Annotated in this window: 14 protein-coding genes; 8 read left to right on the forward strand and 6 right to left on the reverse strand. The window is 71.8% G+C overall.

What is annotated here, in order from left to right; genetic code table 11:
- The first annotated feature begins 84 nt into the window (after nt 1–84).
- The 6 genes from ACLJQE_RS32235 to ACLJQE_RS32260 all read left to right on the forward strand — a co-directional run bounded on the left by ACLJQE_RS32235 (nt 85) and on the right by ACLJQE_RS32260 (nt 7,196).
- Nucleotides 85–1,170 carry a substrate-binding domain-containing protein gene (locus tag ACLJQE_RS32235; RefSeq protein WP_410643295.1) on the forward strand — a complete coding sequence of 362 codons (1,086 nt, stop codon included), beginning with the start codon at nt 85–87 and terminating at the stop codon, nt 1,168–1,170.
- Nucleotides 1,171–1,248: 78 nt separating this feature from the next.
- Entirely contained in the window at nt 1,249–2,556 is a 1,308-nt protein-coding gene (locus ACLJQE_RS32240; protein WP_410643296.1) for an ABC transporter substrate-binding protein, read from the forward strand.
- Nucleotides 2,557–2,564: 8 nt separating this feature from the next.
- Nucleotides 2,565–3,515, forward strand: coding sequence for a carbohydrate ABC transporter permease (locus ACLJQE_RS32245; protein ID WP_410643297.1), 951 nt, complete (start codon nt 2,565–2,567; stop codon nt 3,513–3,515).
- Entirely contained in the window at nt 3,512–4,354 is an 843-nt protein-coding gene (locus tag ACLJQE_RS32250) for a carbohydrate ABC transporter permease (protein WP_410643298.1), read from the forward strand. The genes ACLJQE_RS32245 and ACLJQE_RS32250 overlap by 4 nt, the downstream gene beginning before the upstream one ends.
- Nucleotides 4,351–5,355: a hydroxyacid dehydrogenase gene (locus ACLJQE_RS32255; protein WP_410643299.1), complete on the forward strand. Its 1,005-nt coding sequence runs from the start codon at nt 4,351–4,353 to the stop codon at nt 5,353–5,355. The genes ACLJQE_RS32250 and ACLJQE_RS32255 overlap by 4 nt, the downstream gene beginning before the upstream one ends.
- On the forward strand, nt 5,352–7,196 hold the full coding sequence (locus ACLJQE_RS32260; protein ID WP_410643300.1) for a DUF2264 domain-containing protein: 1,845 nt from the start codon (nt 5,352–5,354) through the stop codon (nt 7,194–7,196). The genes ACLJQE_RS32255 and ACLJQE_RS32260 overlap by 4 nt, the downstream gene beginning before the upstream one ends.
- Nucleotides 7,197–7,241: 45 nt before the next feature.
- Here the strand turns inward: ACLJQE_RS32260 and ACLJQE_RS32265 are convergent, their stop codons facing one another.
- From ACLJQE_RS32265 to ACLJQE_RS32290, 6 genes are all read right to left on the reverse strand, one after another.
- Complete coding sequence (locus ACLJQE_RS32265) at nt 7,242–8,816, reverse strand: multicopper oxidase family protein (protein WP_410643301.1); 1,575 nt, start codon at nt 8,814–8,816, stop codon at nt 7,242–7,244.
- Nucleotides 8,813–9,028 carry a hypothetical protein gene (locus tag ACLJQE_RS32270; protein ID WP_410643302.1) on the reverse strand — a complete coding sequence of 72 codons (216 nt, stop codon included), beginning with the start codon at nt 9,026–9,028 and terminating at the stop codon, nt 8,813–8,815. The genes ACLJQE_RS32265 and ACLJQE_RS32270 overlap by 4 nt, the downstream gene beginning before the upstream one ends.
- A 267-nt stretch (nt 9,029–9,295) precedes the next feature.
- Nucleotides 9,296–9,898, reverse strand: coding sequence for a TetR/AcrR family transcriptional regulator (locus ACLJQE_RS32275; protein WP_410643303.1), 603 nt, complete (start codon nt 9,896–9,898; stop codon nt 9,296–9,298).
- Complete coding sequence (locus tag ACLJQE_RS32280) at nt 9,895–11,082, reverse strand: cytochrome P450 (RefSeq protein WP_410643304.1); 1,188 nt, start codon at nt 11,080–11,082, stop codon at nt 9,895–9,897. Before ACLJQE_RS32280 ends, ACLJQE_RS32275 begins: the two co-directional genes overlap by 4 nt.
- 118 nt (nt 11,083–11,200) lie before the next feature.
- Nucleotides 11,201–11,335, reverse strand: a complete 135-nt coding sequence (locus tag ACLJQE_RS32285) for a hypothetical protein (RefSeq protein WP_410643305.1) — start codon at nt 11,333–11,335, stop codon at nt 11,201–11,203.
- A gap of 269 nt (nt 11,336–11,604) precedes the next feature.
- Nucleotides 11,605–13,188 carry a helix-turn-helix domain-containing protein gene (locus tag ACLJQE_RS32290; protein WP_410643306.1) on the reverse strand — a complete coding sequence of 528 codons (1,584 nt, stop codon included), beginning with the start codon at nt 13,186–13,188 and terminating at the stop codon, nt 11,605–11,607.
- A 525-nt stretch (nt 13,189–13,713) separates the two neighbouring features.
- Here ACLJQE_RS32290 and ACLJQE_RS32295 point away from each other — a divergent pair.
- Together ACLJQE_RS32295 and ACLJQE_RS32300 are read left to right on the forward strand one after the other, a co-directional pair.
- A complete protein-coding gene (locus tag ACLJQE_RS32295) occupies nt 13,714–14,700 on the forward strand; it encodes an ArsR family transcriptional regulator (protein WP_410643307.1) in 987 nt (328 codons plus the stop codon).
- The gene (locus ACLJQE_RS32300) at nt 14,697–15,461 is read left to right on the forward strand and encodes an endonuclease/exonuclease/phosphatase family protein (RefSeq protein WP_410643308.1); all 765 of its coding nucleotides are present in this window, start codon (nt 14,697–14,699) and stop codon (nt 15,459–15,461) included. Before ACLJQE_RS32295 ends, ACLJQE_RS32300 begins: the two co-directional genes overlap by 4 nt.
- The last annotated feature ends 62 nt before the right edge of the window (nt 15,462–15,523 follow it).

The following is a 15,523-nucleotide window of genomic DNA, read 5'->3' on the forward strand; positions in this document are numbered from 1 at the left end:
CGCCGAACCTGCTCGACCGGCACGCCACTGATCGATACCCTTTGTCCAAACGGTCAAACGAACAGCCGATGGACGAAGGTCGAGATGCGGGAGTCGGGGGAAGACCGGCGGCGGCGGATCCTGGCCGTGGTGGAGGCGCGCGGCCAGACGCGGGTCACCGAGCTCGCCGCGGAGCTGGCGGTCTCGGTGATCACCGTGCGCCGGGACGTCGAGGAACTGGCCAGGGCCGGCCGGTTGAGGCGGGGCCACGGCGTCGTCCGTTCGCTGGTCCCCCGGCGGCAGGAGACGGCACCCGCACCGGCCGGCGGTGGCCCGGTCGCCCTCGTCGTTCCCGAACGCCACGCCTACCTCACCGAGGTCCTGCACGGTGCCCGTGCCGCGCTGGAGGAGGCCGACGTGCGCGTCGTGCTGCACCCGGCGCCGCAGGTCCCCGGCGCCGAGCGGACGATCGTCGAGCGGCTCCTCGACGACGACGACGCCCGGGGCGTGCTCATCGCGCCGCGCTGGCGCAGCGTGGTCACCGAGGAGGCGGACGACGGCTGGCTGGCCGCCGCCGCGGTTCCCGTCGTCCTGATGGAACGGCGGCCGCGGCCGGGGAGTGCGCTGCACGCCAGGGATTCGGTCTGCACCGACCACTGGTACGGCGTCCACCTCGCCGTGACGCACCTGCTCGCGCTGGGCCACCGCCGGATCGTCCTGGCCGCGCGTGACGACAGCCCGACCGCGCGATCGCTGCGCGCGGCGTTCACCGGCATCTGCACCGGGCAACCCGAAATCGAGGACTGGACCGTGGTGCTCAGCGCGCCGGGCGCGGTAGCCGGCCAGGAGCCGGTGCGAGACCTCGAGCCACTCGCCGACGTGCTGCGCGAGCACGCCGCGACGGGGGTGATCATGCACGGCGACGTCGACGCCCTCATGCTCGTCCAGCAGCTGGCGGAGGCGGGGATCACGGTGCCCGGCGGCTGTTCGGTGGTGGCCTACGACGACGTCGTGGCGGCGCTGGGCAGCACACCGCTCACGGCGATAGCGCCGCCGAAGGCCGAAGTCGGCAGGCTGGCCGCGGGACTGCTGCTGGAGCGGCTGCGCGAACCGGCCGCCCGCCCGCCGCGGCGGATCGCCGTCCTGCCGGAACTGAAGGTGCGGGGGTCGACCCGACCCCTGATCGATTGACCGTGTTGTCCGGGACTATTGACCGGAATTCGTTCAAGCGCCCAAACTGCGTGGAGTTCGCGACCGCAGGAGGCATCGATGCCCGTCCGACCCAGCCGCCGGACTGTTCTCGCCGCGGGTCTCGCGTGGCCGCTGGCGTCGGCGTGCTCGGTGGCCGGCGGGGGAATGCCGGGGGGCGCCACCCGGATCACGTTCTGGTCGGCGTTGCGGGGCAGCCAGCAGGTCGTCGACGCGTTCAACCGCTCGCAGAGCCGGATCCACGTCGTGTTCCAGCAGATCCCCTCCGGCGATCAGGGCGGGTACGCGAAGCTGAGCAACGCGGTCCGCGCGGGCAACGCGCCGGATGTCGCCACCATCGAATACCCGCAGGTGCCGGGGTTCGCCATCGACGGGGTGGCCCGGGACATCACCGACCTCGTCTCCGACCGCCTGCGGGCCAGGCTCTTCCCGCAGGCGTTGCGCCTGACGACGTTCGCTGGGCGGGTGTTCACCGTGCCGCTGGACGTCGAGCCGATGGTGCTGCACTACCGCACGGATCTGTTCACCCAGTACGGTTCCGGGCCGCCGCGTACGTGGGACGAGTTCACGGCGGTGGCCCGCAAGGTCCGCGATGACCGCCAACGGCTGGTGGCCTTCCCGACCGACGGCGCGACCCAGTTCGCCGCGCTCGCCTGGCAGGCCGGCGCCCAGTGGTTCGACACCGCCGGCGGCGCTTGGAACGTCTCGCTCGCCGACGCCGCGACCCGCCGGGTCGCCGGCTATTGGCAGGACCTGATCGACGAAGGTCTCGTGTTCGCGAACGGTGTGCAGGGCAGGCAAGGGGACGCGCAGATCGGCCAGGGGCTCGTGCTGGCCCGGCTCAGCGGCGCCTGGGACGCGGGAGCGCAGATGAAGGCCCGGCCGGGCCAGAAGGGCAAGTGGGCGATCGCACCGTTGCCCCAGTGGGATCCCGCGCACCCGGCGGTCGGGACGCACGGCGGTTCGACGTTCGCCGTCACGCGCGACAGCGCGCACCCGGAAGCCGCGATGGAGTTCATCGAATGGCAGGTGTCGCACCCCGACGCGTTGCGCGCCCGGCTTTCCAGCGGCACCAGCAGCCAGTACCCGGCCGTGCCGGACCTGGTCGAGGTCGGGCGGAAGGCGTTCGATCGCCGCTACTACGGCGGCCAGGACATCTACCGGCTGTTCGAGACCGAGGCTGCGAAGATCCGCGACGGCTGGACGTGGGGCCCGCGGATGAGCGCGACGCAACGGGTCCTGCAGGACGGCTTCGCGCGGGCGAGTGCCGGGCAGGGCACCCTGCTCGACGCCGTCCGCGACGCGCAGCGCGCCACCATGCCGGACCTGGTCGCCCTGGGGCTGGCGACGACCGAGCACAGCAGCTGAGGAGACTCATGACGACGACACTCGCGCGTCCGGAAAGCGCTTCCAGAACGCCGGCACCGCGCGTCCGGAAAAGGCACTCGCAGGGCGCGGCCTGCGCCGTGCTGATGGCCCCGTTCTTCGCGCTGCTGGTGGTGGTCTTCTTGGTCCCGGCCGGGACAGCGCTGTGGCTGAGCTTCTTCGGTGCCGACGAACCGGGTCTCGGGTTCGGCCCGGAACACACGGTCTTCGTCGGCCTGCGCAGCTACGCCGCGGTCCTGTCGGACCCGACGTTCCTCAATGGACTCTGGGTCGTCGCACTGTATTGCCTGCTGTACCTGCCGGTGCTGGTGATCGCGTCCCTCGGGCTCGCTTTGCTGCTCGACTCCGGCGTCGCGCGGCTGCGCGGGTCGGCGAGGCTCGCGTTGTTCCTGCCGCACGCGGTGCCCGGGATCATCGCCGCGATCATCTGGCTCTACCTCTACATCCCCGGCCTCAGCCCGGTGGTTGACCTGTTCGGCAAGGCCGGGATCACGGTGGACTTCCTCGGTGTCCACGCGGTCATCCCGTCGATGGTGAACATCGCGCTGTGGAGCAACCTCGGCTACAACGTCGTCGTCTTCTACGCCGCCCTGCAGGCCGTGCCGCGCGAAGTGATCGAAGCGGCGGTGGTCGACGGCGCCGGCGGCGTCCGGACCGCGCTGCGGATCAAGACCCCGCTGATCCGCGCGTCGATCGTGATGGTCTTCCTGTTCTCGCTGATCTGGTCGCTGCAGCTGTTCACCGAGCCGATGCTGCTGTCGCAGGCCACGCCGATGATCACCGCGCGGTTCTCGCCGAGCATGTACATCTACGACGCCGCGTTCACCCGCAACAACTACGGTCTCGCCGCGGCCGCGTCGGTGATCCTGCTGGCGTGCACGATCGCGTTGTCCTACGGCGTGACGCGCTGGACCAACCGCACCCGGGAGGCCGCACTGTGAACCCACCGAAGTTTCTCGGCCGTGCGGCCGTCAACACCGTCGTGGCGATCTCCGTGTTGTACACCCTGCTCCCGGCGCTGTGGCTGGTGCTGGCCGCGGCGAAGGACCGGGATGCGCTCTTCGGTAGCGACATCCTTTCCCTGCAAGGGTTCTCGCCGATCAAGAACCTGCAGGACCTGTTCGCCATGGACAAGGGGATCTACGGCCGCTGGTACCTCAACAGCCTGCTCTACGCCGTCGGCGGCGCCGCGGTCGGCGCGCTGGTCAGCATCGCCTGCGGCTACGCGTTCGACAAGTACGTCTTCCGGCACAAGGAGAAGCTGTTCGGGCTGGTGCTCGCCGCGGTGATGGTGCCACAGACCGTGCTCGCGCTCCCGCTGTACCTGCTGGCGTCGGGCACCGGTGTCGTCGACACGGTGTGGGCGGTGTTCATCCCGGTGCTGTTCAACCCCTTCGGCGTCTACCTCGGCCGCGTGTTCAGCCAAGGCTACGTGCCCGGTGAGATCCTGGAGGCGGCGCGGATCGACGGCGCGGGGGAGCTGGCGACCTACTTCCGGGTCTCGCTGCGGATGCTCGGCCCCGGCGTCGTCACCGTGTTCCTGTTCCAGCTCACCGCCATCTGGAACAACTTCTTCCTGCCCATGGTGATGCTCTCGACCCAGAAGCTCTACCCGGTCAGCCTCGGCCTCTACAGCTGGAACAGCGCGGCCACGACGTCGCCCGAGTACTACCCGGTGGTGATCATGGGCTCACTGCTGGCCGTCCTGCCACTGGTGCTCGCGTTCGCGCTGCTGCAACGGTTCTGGCGGTCCGGGCTCACCGCAGGGGCGGTCAAGTGAGCCGTCCCCGGGCCGCGCTCGCGATGGCGCCCCGGGTCGCGGCGGCGGTGCTCGACGACGGCGCGATGACGGCGTTGCGCCGCGTCACCGACCTTGCGGACGGGGTGCTCGACGACTTCGCGAGTCCAGCCGCCCACGCCGTCCTGCGCGACGTCGAGTTGCTGGTCACCGGCTGGGGCTGCCCGGCGCTGGACACGGCCGTGCTCGCCGCCGCGCCCCGGCTGCGGGCGGTCGTGCACACCGCCGGCTCGGTCCGCGGTCACGTCACCGAAGCGTGCTGGGAGCGGGGGATCGCGGTGACGTCCGCCGCGGCGGCGAACGCGGTACCGGTGGCCGAGTACACCGTGGCGATGATCCTGCTCTCCGGCAAACGGGTGCTGGAACGCGCCCGCGGCCACCGCGCGGCGCGCCGCGCCGACGACGGGCTGGGCGTGCCGCCGCACCTGGGCAACTACGGCCGGACCGTCGGGATCCTGTCGGCGTCGATGATCGGGCGCCGGGTACTCGGGCTGCTGCGCCCGCACGACCTGCGGCTGCTGGTGCACGACCCCCACGTGTCCGGCGAGGAGATCACCGGCCTCGGGGCGGAGGCGGTGAGCCTGGCCGAGCTGTTCGCCCGCAGCGACGTCGTCAGCCTGCACACCCCGCTGCTGCCCGAAACCCGCGGGCTGGTCGGACGCGAGCTGATCGCTTCGATGCGGCCGGACGCGGTCCTGATCAACACCGCGCGCGGGGCGGTGCTCGACCAGGACGCGCTGGCCGAGGCCACCGGGGCGGGGCGGATCCGGGCGATCCTCGACGTCACCGACCCGGAGGTGCTGCCGCCGGGCCATCCGCTGTGGGACGACGGGAACGTGCTGATCACCCCGCACCTGGCCGGCTCGCAGGGCAACGAGCTGCGGCGGCTGGCCGAACTGGCCGTCGCGGAGGTCACCCGCTGGGCGGCGGGGCAGGCGTTCGCCCACCCCGTCCACCGCGAACGCCTGGGGATGATCGCGTGAAGCTGCCCGCTGAGGACCGCGCGCTGAGCCCGCACACCGGGTACACGCGGGACCACTGGGTCGCGGTGGCGGACAGCCTGCTGGCGGCGGCCTGGCGGTGGGCGACCCCGGGCGGCGCCCGGCTCGACCTGCCGGGACCGCCCTCGGGCAGCGGAGTCCGCTCGGACGGGCTGGAAGGGTTCGCGCGGACCTTCCTCGCCGCGGCCTTCCGGGTCGCGGGTGACGCGGGGAAGGACCCGCACGACTGGCTCGAGCGGTACGCCGGGGGACTTGAAGCGGGCACCCGCACGCCGGGGCGTGACGACGCCGAGTCGTGGCCGGTGATCCGCGACCACCACGTCGCCGGTCAGCCGATGGTCGAATCCGCGTCCGTCGCGCTCGGCCTGCGGCTGACCCGGCCCTGGCTGTGGGACCACCTCGCACCCGGCGTGCAGGACCGGATCGAGGAGTGGTTGCACGGCGCGCTGCGGCACGTCCCGGCGCCGAACAACTGGTACCTGTTCCCCTTCACCGTGGCGGGGTTCCTCGCCTCGGTGGGACGCGCCGACGCCGAGACCGCGCGGGCCCGCGACCGGGCGCTCGAGCTGCTGGAGAGCTGGTACCGCGGGGACGGCTGGTACGCCGACGGCGACGGCCGCGCCTTCGACCACTACAACGGCTGGGCGTTGCACCTGTACCCGGTGCTGGACGCCCACCTCGCCGGCGAACCCGCCCACTTCGGCGCCCGGCTGAGCGAGCACCTGGACAGCTTCGGGCTGTGGTTCGGCGGCGATGGCGCCCCACTCCACTTCGGACGGTCGCTGACCTACCGCTTCGCCGCCGCGTCCGCGGTCGGCCTCGGCGCGGTCACCGGGAACACCCCGCTGCGGCCGGGCGTGTCCCGCCGGCTGCTCAGCGGGGCGCTGCGCTACTTCCTCGACCGCGGCGCCGTCGACGAGCGCGGGCTGCTGAGCCTCGGCTGGCACGGGCCACACGCACCGACGGTGCAGCGCTACTCCGGACCGGGCTCGCCCTACTGGGCGTCGAAGGCGTTCGTGTGCCTGCTCGCACCGCCGGAGCATCCACTGTGGACCGCCACCGAGGAGCTCGCCCCGACCGAGACCGCCGACACGGTGCTCGCCCTGCCGCGGCCGGGCCTGCTGCTGCAGTCGACCCGCGACGACGGCGTCGTCCGGCTGCACAACCACGGCAGCGACCACCTCCGGCCGCACGAGAGTGAAGCGGCCGCGGAGGAAGACCCGCACTACGGCCGGTTCGCCTACTCCACCCGGACCGGGCCCACCACGCGGGACAACCCGGCGGACAACCACTTCGCCGTCGTCGTCGCCGGCGTGCGCAGTGTCCGCCGCCGGATCCACCCCCTCGGCACGGGACAGGCCGGCGAGTGGGGCTGGGCGGCGTCCTGGCACCGCCCGGTGTTCGGGCGCGGCCCGGCGACGGTGCCCGGGCTGCGCGTCGAGAGCGTCACCGTGGCTCGCGGGCGGCACGAACTGCGGGTCCACCGCGTGCTCGGCGCCCCGCCCGGCGCGCGCGTCGAACAGACGGGCTGGGCCACCGCGCCCGGTGAGTCCGTGCTCCGGCCCCTGGCCGGCTGGACGGGACAGGACGAGGCTCGCGCCCCGCACGGCACCGCCTTCACCCCGTGGGTGTCGCTCCCGCGGCTCACCGGTGACGTTCACGGCACGACGGTCTTCGTCGCGTTGGCCGTGCTGGGCACCGAGACGGACGACCTGGTCGCCTCGGCCACCGCGGACGGAGCAGAGCTCCGCTGGCCGGACGGGTTCACGGCGTGGATCCGGTTCGGCCCGCTGCGGGTGAGCGCCGGGCCGGCGGACCGGTAAAGCTGCCGCTCTGGGACTACCGCCGGTCGGTGCTTTCACGGGCCGTCAGACGGTTTCGAAGTTGGCCATCATGCCCATGTCCTCGTGCTCGGCGTTGTGGCAGTGGAACATGTAGCGGCCGCGGTAGCCGTCGAACCGGGCGATCACCTCCACCGCCTCGCCGGGGCGCAGGTCGACGGTGTCCTTGCGGCCGGCGTCGTACTGTCCGGGTTCGCGGCCACCGCGGGAGAGCACGTGGAAGTGCACCAGGTGCAGGTGGATCGGATGGTGCAGATCCGTCACGAACCGCCAGATCTCCACGTCGCCGAGCCGCGGCCGGGCGTCGATCCGGGCCGGCGCGTAGGGCAGGCCGCCGATCGTCCAGCCGTGCCGGTCACCGAGACGCCCGCCGCGGAAGGAGAACTCCCTGGTCACGGTCGCCTGTGCGCGGTCGAGGGGGTCGGTGTCGCCGAGCCGGTCCGGGATGTGGCTGTCGTCGGTGTCGCGCCGGACGACGCGGAACCGCATCACCCGGGCGGTCGAGCCGGTGCCGAGCCGGTTGACCAGGGTGACCTCGGTGCCGACCGGGTAGGCGCCGAAGTCGACGACCAGGTCGTAGCGTTCGGCCGGGGCGATCGGCAGGTGCTCGTGCCCGCGCGGCGCGTCGAGCAGGCCCTGGTCGGAGCCGATCTGGGTGAAAGCCCGGCCACCGGGCGGCGGCGGGTCGAGCGCGAGGTCGTAACGGCGGGCGTTGGACGCGTTGAGCACCCGCAGCCGGTGCCTGGTCGCGGACACCTCGGCCACCGGCCAGGGCGCGCCGTTCACCAGCAGCACATCGCCGAGCACACCCTCGATGTAGGGCTCCTCGACGCCGGGCACGGCGGTCAGCGTCCGGTCGAGGGACGGGTAGTGCAGCGAACCGTCCGCGGCGAACGCCCGGTCGGTGATCATCAACGGCAGTTCCCGCTCCCCGCGTGGCAGCGGCAACGCGTCCTCCTCCTCGTCCCGGATCAGGTGGAACCCGGCCAGACCGCGGTAGACGGCCGGTCCGGTGAAGTCCATCCGGTGATCGTGGTACCAGAGCGTGGCCGCCTTCTGCCGCAACGGATACACGTACTCGCGCTCGCCCTGGGTGAGCACCGCGTCCGGGTCGTGCATGCCGGTGTGCCCGCCGCGCGCGTGCGCCGGGTGCGTGCCCCCGGCAGGCAGCACGAGGTCGGTGGGGTACCCGTCGGACTCCGGCGGGGTGCGGCCACCGTGGAGGTGGACGACGGTCGGTACCGGAAGTTCGTTGCGGTGCCGGACGATCGCCGTCCGGCCGCTGCGGGACTCGATGGTCGGCCCGGGGAAAGTGCCCTGGTAGCCCCAGATCGGCGTCCTCACCCCAGGGAGGATCTCCACCGTGGCCTGCCGCTGGACGATCTCGTACCGATCGAAGTCCGCGTTCCGCGCCACCGGGGCCAACACGGCCGGGATCGGCAGCGGGACCCGGAACGGCGCGGGCAGCGGTACCTCGCTGGTGAGCAGTTCCCCGGTAGCCGCGGCACGCCCGAGCAGCCGCGGCCCGGCGAGGCCGGCCGCGGCCAGCGCGCCTGCCCCGCCGGTCAGGCCGAGGAACCGGCGCCGGGACAGTCCGCTCATCGCTGTTCTCCCGGCTCGCTCCCGGCCGTCCGCCAGATCCCGGCCAGTGTGATCGCCGCGCACGTGGCGAGCACCACGCCCAGCGGGACATGCAGATCCAGCGCACCGGAAACGCCGGCGAAGTACTGCCCGGACTCGCCCAGGAACAGCAGCAGGCTCGCCCAGAACGGCCACCGCATGCCACCGCGCCACCAGAGCAGCGCCGACGCCACCAGCTGCGCCAGCCCGAGACCAGGTCCGCGCCGAATGCGTGCAACGCCAGCATGTCGTAGTCGCCGATCAGGTAGCGGCCGGCGAGCACCGGCTGGGCGAAGACCGCGACGGTGTGCACCGTGACGAACCCACGCAGCACCCTCAACGCCGCCCGCCCCCGCAGCCGCGGAGCCTGGCTCCGAGCCTCGGTCGTCGGCTCGATCGCGCCGGTCATCGTGCGCCCTTCCCTGGTGTGACTGAAAGTGTGATGCCGGTGCGGCCGGCGGTCATGGTGCCGGTGTGCCGGCTTCGGGTGGTTCGAAGAAGTCGTGCGGTGAGGGCGGGGGCAGGGTGGTCGGCGACGGGCGCAGGCCGTCGACCAGCAGGGCGAGGTAGCGCCTGCGGTCATCGCCGTGCGGATCGCCGGGGTGCACCGTGGCCAGGCTCATGAAGGTGATCGCGTTCAGGTCGCGAGGCAGCAGTTCCGGTCGCACCACGCCGGCGTCGATGGCGCGGCGGAGCACGGGTTCGATGGCGAGCAGGAAGCGGTGCGTGCTGTCGTTCGCGAACGCCTCGAACTCGTGGGCGAGTGAGATGATGGCCTGTCGCCGGGCGAGCAATTCGGTGACGGCCTCGAGCACTCCGACCAGGTCCTGCCACGGATCGTCGGTGTGCACCGCGGTGATGGGCTCGAGTTCGGCGGCGAGGACGTGGTCGAAGACGGCTTTGACGAGCTGGCCGCGCGTGCGGAAGCGGCGGTAGACCGTCATCACGCTCACGTCCGCGCGCGCGGCGATCTCCTCGAGCGTCACCTGTGGCCCGATCTCCTCGAACGCCAGGACCGCGGCGCCGACGATCCGCTCGTGGTTGCGGGCAGCGTCGGCTCTCACCAGGTCACCCGCAGCGAGTTCACTCCGTATACGGCGCTGAAGACCCGGAAGTCGGGCTGTTCGTCCGCGAGGGCGAGGCCGGGAAAGCGCCGTAGCAGGGCCGCGAGAGCGATACGCATCTCCATGCGTGCCAGTGGCGCCCCGAGACAGTGGTGCACACCGTGGCCGAAGGCGACGTGTTTGGGCGCGCCCCGGGTGATGTCGAGAGCGTCGGGATTCCCGATGAAGCCACCGTCGCGGTTGGCGGCGGGAAGCGAAAGGACCACCAGCGACCCCGCGGGGATGACGTGGCCGGCGATCTCCACGTCGGTCGTGGTCGTGCGTGGCGGCAGCGAGTGCACCACGGACAGCCAGCGCAGCAGCTCCTCGACGGCGGGCTCGATCCGGGCGGGATCCTCGCGGAGCATGGCGAGCTGGCCCGGGTGCCGCAGCAGGGCCAAGGTGCCCAGACCGAGCATGTTCGAGGTCGTCTCGTGCCCGGCGAGCAGCAGCAGGCCCGCTACGCCGACGAGTTCGTCGGTGCTCAAATCGTCGCCGTGCTCGCGCACCAGCATGCCCAGCATGTCCTCGCCAGGGTTTGTCCGCGCGCGGACGACCAGGCTCTCCATGTAGCCGCGGTTCTCCCGCATCGCCGCGGCCTGCTCCGCCATCGGCAACGAGATGTCCAGCAGGCGAACGGAGCGTTCCTGGAACCCGGCGCGGTCGGCGTACGGCACGCCCAGCAACTCGCAGATCACCAGCGACGGCACCGGCAACGCGAAGTGCGGCACCAGATCGGCCGGCTTGCCGGCACGCTCCAGATCGTCCAGCGCCGCCTCGACGATCTCCACGACCCGCGGCTCGAGCCGGCGCATCCGGCGGATCGTGAACTCCGGGGTGAGCATCCGCCGCAACCGGGTGTGATCCGGCGGGTCGAACGTGAGCAGGAACCCGGCCCGCATCTTCTCCTGCTCGTCCTCACTCATGTCACCGGCGGCGGCGAACGGTGTCATGGCATTGCTGAACCGGGCCGAATCCGACAGCACCTCGCGAACATCGTCGTGGCGGAGGACCAGGTACGCGGGCTGCCCGAACGGCGTCACCACCCGCACGACACCCTCCTCATCCCGCGCCCGGGCCAGCTCCCCGACCGGACCGAACCCGTCCCGCCGCATCTCCAGCGGCAACTCCGGCGCCTCCGCCACCACCCGTCTCCTCCCATGATCGTCTCGTTGTCCCCAACGTACCAGATAAGTGAAAGTCGACTAACAGTTAGGGGAGGAGCGTCGGACGCGCCACGACACGAACGGTGGTGATCGGTTCCTAGCCGGCTGGGTGGAGTGTGAGCACGGTGTGCAGGCCGAGCAGGGTGAGTTTCTGCTGGGCCTGCCGTGAGGTGATGATCCGCAGCGTGCCGCCCTGGGTCGTGTGGTGGTGGGCCAGGGTCACCAGCGGCACGACGGCTTCGAGGGCAGGTAGGTCACAGCCGGGCCCGGCGTCACGGGGTCAGCAGCGAGGACGGAAAGGCCGGAAAGGGTGATGTCGTCATGCCCGAGCGGAACACCGGTTGCACCGGGTCGACGCCGTGGTCGATGGACTTGCGGGGCACGACGGCCCCGGCTCTGGTGGAGGTCCGGCGGTGGGCGTCCCGCACCCTGACCGACGTCGGCGACGCGCACCTGGGCGATGTGCTGTTCCTGCCGGACACCGTGGCCGGCTCGCCTCCGTCACCTCCCGGCCGTCCGCAGCAGCGTCGGGGTTCCGGTGATCTCGTCGGTTTCGACACGGGTGCCGTCCAGGCGCTCTACTGGGCTCGGTGCCGGGAGGCGGGCTGTGCCTTCGTGGGTCCAGCAGATCCGGAACCCCTCGCCGTTCCGCTCGAAATCGCACTGCCAGAGGTTCTCCGGCAAACCGGCCTGTGCCCCCTTCCGGCACGACGTGATCCGGGCGCCGGCCAGCCACTGGCCGAGCCGTTCGACGTACGCCGCCGCTTTCGTGGGTGGGCCGCCGACCGGTTGCAGGACTATCGGCACGCGGGCGCTGCCCCAGCTGTAGAAGTACATCCGCTGGTAGCGGGCGTACAGACCGGTCAGGTAGAACCGGGCCGCGTGGTCGGCCGCGACCTCCGGGTCGACCGGTGGCTGGTACGGGGTCTCGAAGTCGGTTCCGGTGCTCCACAGGTTGGCGTGCCCGCCTGCCCGGTGGAAGATCTGCTCGAGCTCGTCGACCGTGGCGAGCATGGTCTCCGGCGGGTCGGCCGCGTGCCGGGCGTGCAGTTTGACCGCCGCCGCGTCGCAGCTCTCGTACCCTCCCAGTTCGCCGAAGCGTTCGAGGATCCGGCGGGGGGCGGGCTCGGCGAGCTGCCCCATCGACGGGCACACGACCGTGGCTTCCGGGTCCCCCGCTTTGATGATCCGGCTCGCCCGCCGGGTCATTTCCACCAGCCGCTCGACCGGGCCGGTGAAGAACTTCGGATGGTTGGCCATGTCCCACAGTTCGTAGGCCTCGATGCGACCGCGGTAGCGCTCGACCACCTTCCCGACGAAGCGGTCCCAGTCCGCCAAGTCGTCGGGGGGCGCGGCCTTCGAACCGTCCGGATAGGCCGTCGGCGGCCCGCTCGGACTGGCCCAGCGCGGAGTTCCGCCGAAGACGAACAGCACCGGGAAGCCCGCCTTGCGCGCTCCTTCGACCAGCCCGTCGAGGGTCGACCACTCGAACCGCTCCCGTGCCGGCTCGATGTTCTGCCACCGCGTCCGCGAATCCCACAACCGGACCGAGCCGACGCCGAACGTCGGCATCATGCCGGTCGCACTGTTCACCGTCACCCCGAACAGTTCCCGCGCGACCGGCTCCGGCCGGAGGGTCCACATCGGAGCCACGATGTGCCTCGCCGGCGGTGGTGGCTCGGCGTTCACCGTGGGCAACGCGCTCGCGCCGACCAGCGTGACCAGGGCCAGCGTGGCGACCAGCAGTGACCACCGCCGTTTCCGCGCCGGGCGGGCGGGGACCGGCGCCGGGCCGGGAACCGGCTCGGGAGCGAACGGCGCGGACGTGGCCGCCTTGTCGCGTGCCACGTCCGCGCGTTCCCACAACCGGTAGAGCTTCGACAGTTCGCCGCGATCGGCGCCGCAGACGGTCGCGATGCGTTCCAGCGGCCCGAAGGCGGCCGGGAGGCTGCTGCCCCGGCAGTAGCGGTGCACCGTCGAGCGGCTCAGATGGGTCTTGACGCCGATCCGTTCGTAGCTGTAGCCGCTACGGCGTTTCAGCTCTTCGAGCAGCTCCGCCAGGGCTCGGGCATCTTCTTCCCCCACCGTGCCTCCCCGTCCGCCCCGATGATTTCACGAGGCGGAAGGGGCGAAGATCAGAGGTGCTCGTCGAACACCTCCGTGCAGCTGCTCTTGCCGTCCTTGATGAAGTACTTGTCGACGACGAGCCTGGTCGCCGTCCAGTGCGTGTCGTCTCCCGGCGCCTTGTCGAAGTACGCCTTCTCCCCTTCGGGCAGGCGTGCTCCGACCAGTCGGTGTCCTGCTTGCCGCCGGACCCGAACCAGGTGAGCCGCGCCTGAACGCAGTAACCGTCGGACGCGGTGTCCTCCGCGTCTCCCAAGGTTCCGGAAGCACCGCGGACCGGACCATCCCTTTTCCGCCGGGGGAAAACATCGGCCGCGCCCGAAGAACCGACGATGCTCCCGGCTGTCCCAGGCACCCGCGTTCCTGCTGGTCAGCGCCGTGATCTCGTCTCAGCGTCCCGGATCCGGCGGGACTGCTTGCCCCGGATCGGCCGGGCACGTTTGGGTTGCGCCGGGGAGCTGGCTGCCGTCCGGAGGGGGACGCGACGTGACTTTGCGCATGGTTTTCGACCGCGACGATCTGCTGCGGGTGCGGGTGGCGGCCGCACCGGATCCGATGTGGGAACTGGTGCTGAGCCTGCACCGGCTGCGAGAGAACCCGGTTTCCGCGCGCCACGCGGCGTGGGGGTACCGAGCCGGGTTCGCCGCGCGTCCCGAAGCCCGGGTGCTGACGACCTTGTTCACGCTGGTCCCGTCGCGGGGCGGCTTCCCGGACTTCCTCACCCCGCCGGGCCGGGCCACCGAGGTCGAAAGCCGCTGCGAGGAGATCGCCTGTACTCCGCGCACCCGGTTGCTGACCGATCTGAAGAAGGTGTTCACCACGACCGCGCCGGACTGGGTGCGCAGGCTCGCGGCAGGCGATCGGGAGCAGCTCCACACGGTCGTCGGTGCCCTCCGTGCCGCCTACGACCTGCTGATCTCCCCGTGCTGGCACCACGTGCGCGACACCGTCGGCGCCGACCGGGCGGCCCGGGTCGGCGTGCTGGGCAGGGACGGGGTGGGAGCGCTGCTGAAGGGCATCCCGGGCGTCCGCCGCTGGGACGGCGAACTGCTCGAGGTCGCGTACCCGGCCTCGCGAACCGTGCGGCTCGCGGGAAGAGGACTGACCCTCGTGCCGAGCTACTTCTGCGCGGGCAGGCCGGTGACGCTCATCGACCCGGAGCTGCCCCCGGTCCTGATCTACCCCGCGCAGGACACCGTCGCCCGGCCGGGCGACGGATCACCGGGGCTGGTCGCGCTGCTCGGCCGGACCCGAGCCGAAAGCCTCGGCGCGCTCCGGGTTCCCCACACGACCAGCAAGCTGGCCGCGTGCCTCGGCACCTCGATCGGCACGGCCAGCAAGCAAGCGGCCGTGCTGCGGGCGGCCGGGCTCGTCACCAGCGAGCGGCAGGGCAGCGCGATCGTGCACCGGCTCACCCGCCTCGGCGGGGCCCTGCTTTCCGCCGAATCCGACCACGAAGGAAGCCTGGCATGAAATCAGTGCTCGCGGTGGCCGCCCTTCTCCTGGGCACGAGCGCACCGGCCGTCGCGGCGGCCGCGGACTTCACCGTGCTGCAGATGAACCTCTGCCGCAGCGGCGCCGCCGGCTGCTTCGACCAGGGCGGGACGAACCCGATGGCGAAGGCGGCGAGCACGATCGTCGCGGCGAACCCGGCTGTCGTGACCTTGAACGAGGTCTGCTCCGCCGAGACGACGAAGCTGGCCGACGACGTGAAGGCGCAGTCGGGCCGGGTGTACACCCTGGTCCGGCAAGCGGTCGGGAAGCAGCAGGACGGGCGAACCGAACCGCTTCCGTGCACCGGCGGCCGAGGCGAATACAGCATCGCGGTGCTGGCCAGGCAGGACGTCGGCGGACTGCAAGCGCGTGAAGGCGGCTACTACACGGCGCAGGACGGCGGGCGCGAACAGCGGGCCTACCTGTGCGCGAGGTTCGGCACGGTCAACGCCTGCACCACCCACTTGTCCACGAAGCGGCCCGCGGTCGAACAGCAGTGCGGGGAACTGAAGGCACTGCTGACGAAGTACGGACCCGCAACCGTGTTCGGCGGGGACCTCAACCTGCGGTACCCGGGCGACCCGAGTGCGCAGGCCTGTGTCCCGGCCGGCTCGTTCCGCAAGGGCGACGGCAGCGTCCAGCACGTCATCGCCGGTGGCGCCTTCGAGTTCGCGAGTTCCGGCCGGACGTCGATCCCGGGCACGGATCACCCGGCCTGGCGGGTCACCTTGACCCGGTGACCGCACCGCCTGCCGGCGGGCCCGGGCGTCTCGCCGGACTCCGGTGCGCACGGCCCTTGAGG

Origin of the sequence: Amycolatopsis sp. lyj-346, from assembly GCF_046548975.1 — a bacterium.
Taxonomy (GTDB): Bacteria; Actinomycetota; Actinomycetes; order Mycobacteriales; family Pseudonocardiaceae; genus Amycolatopsis.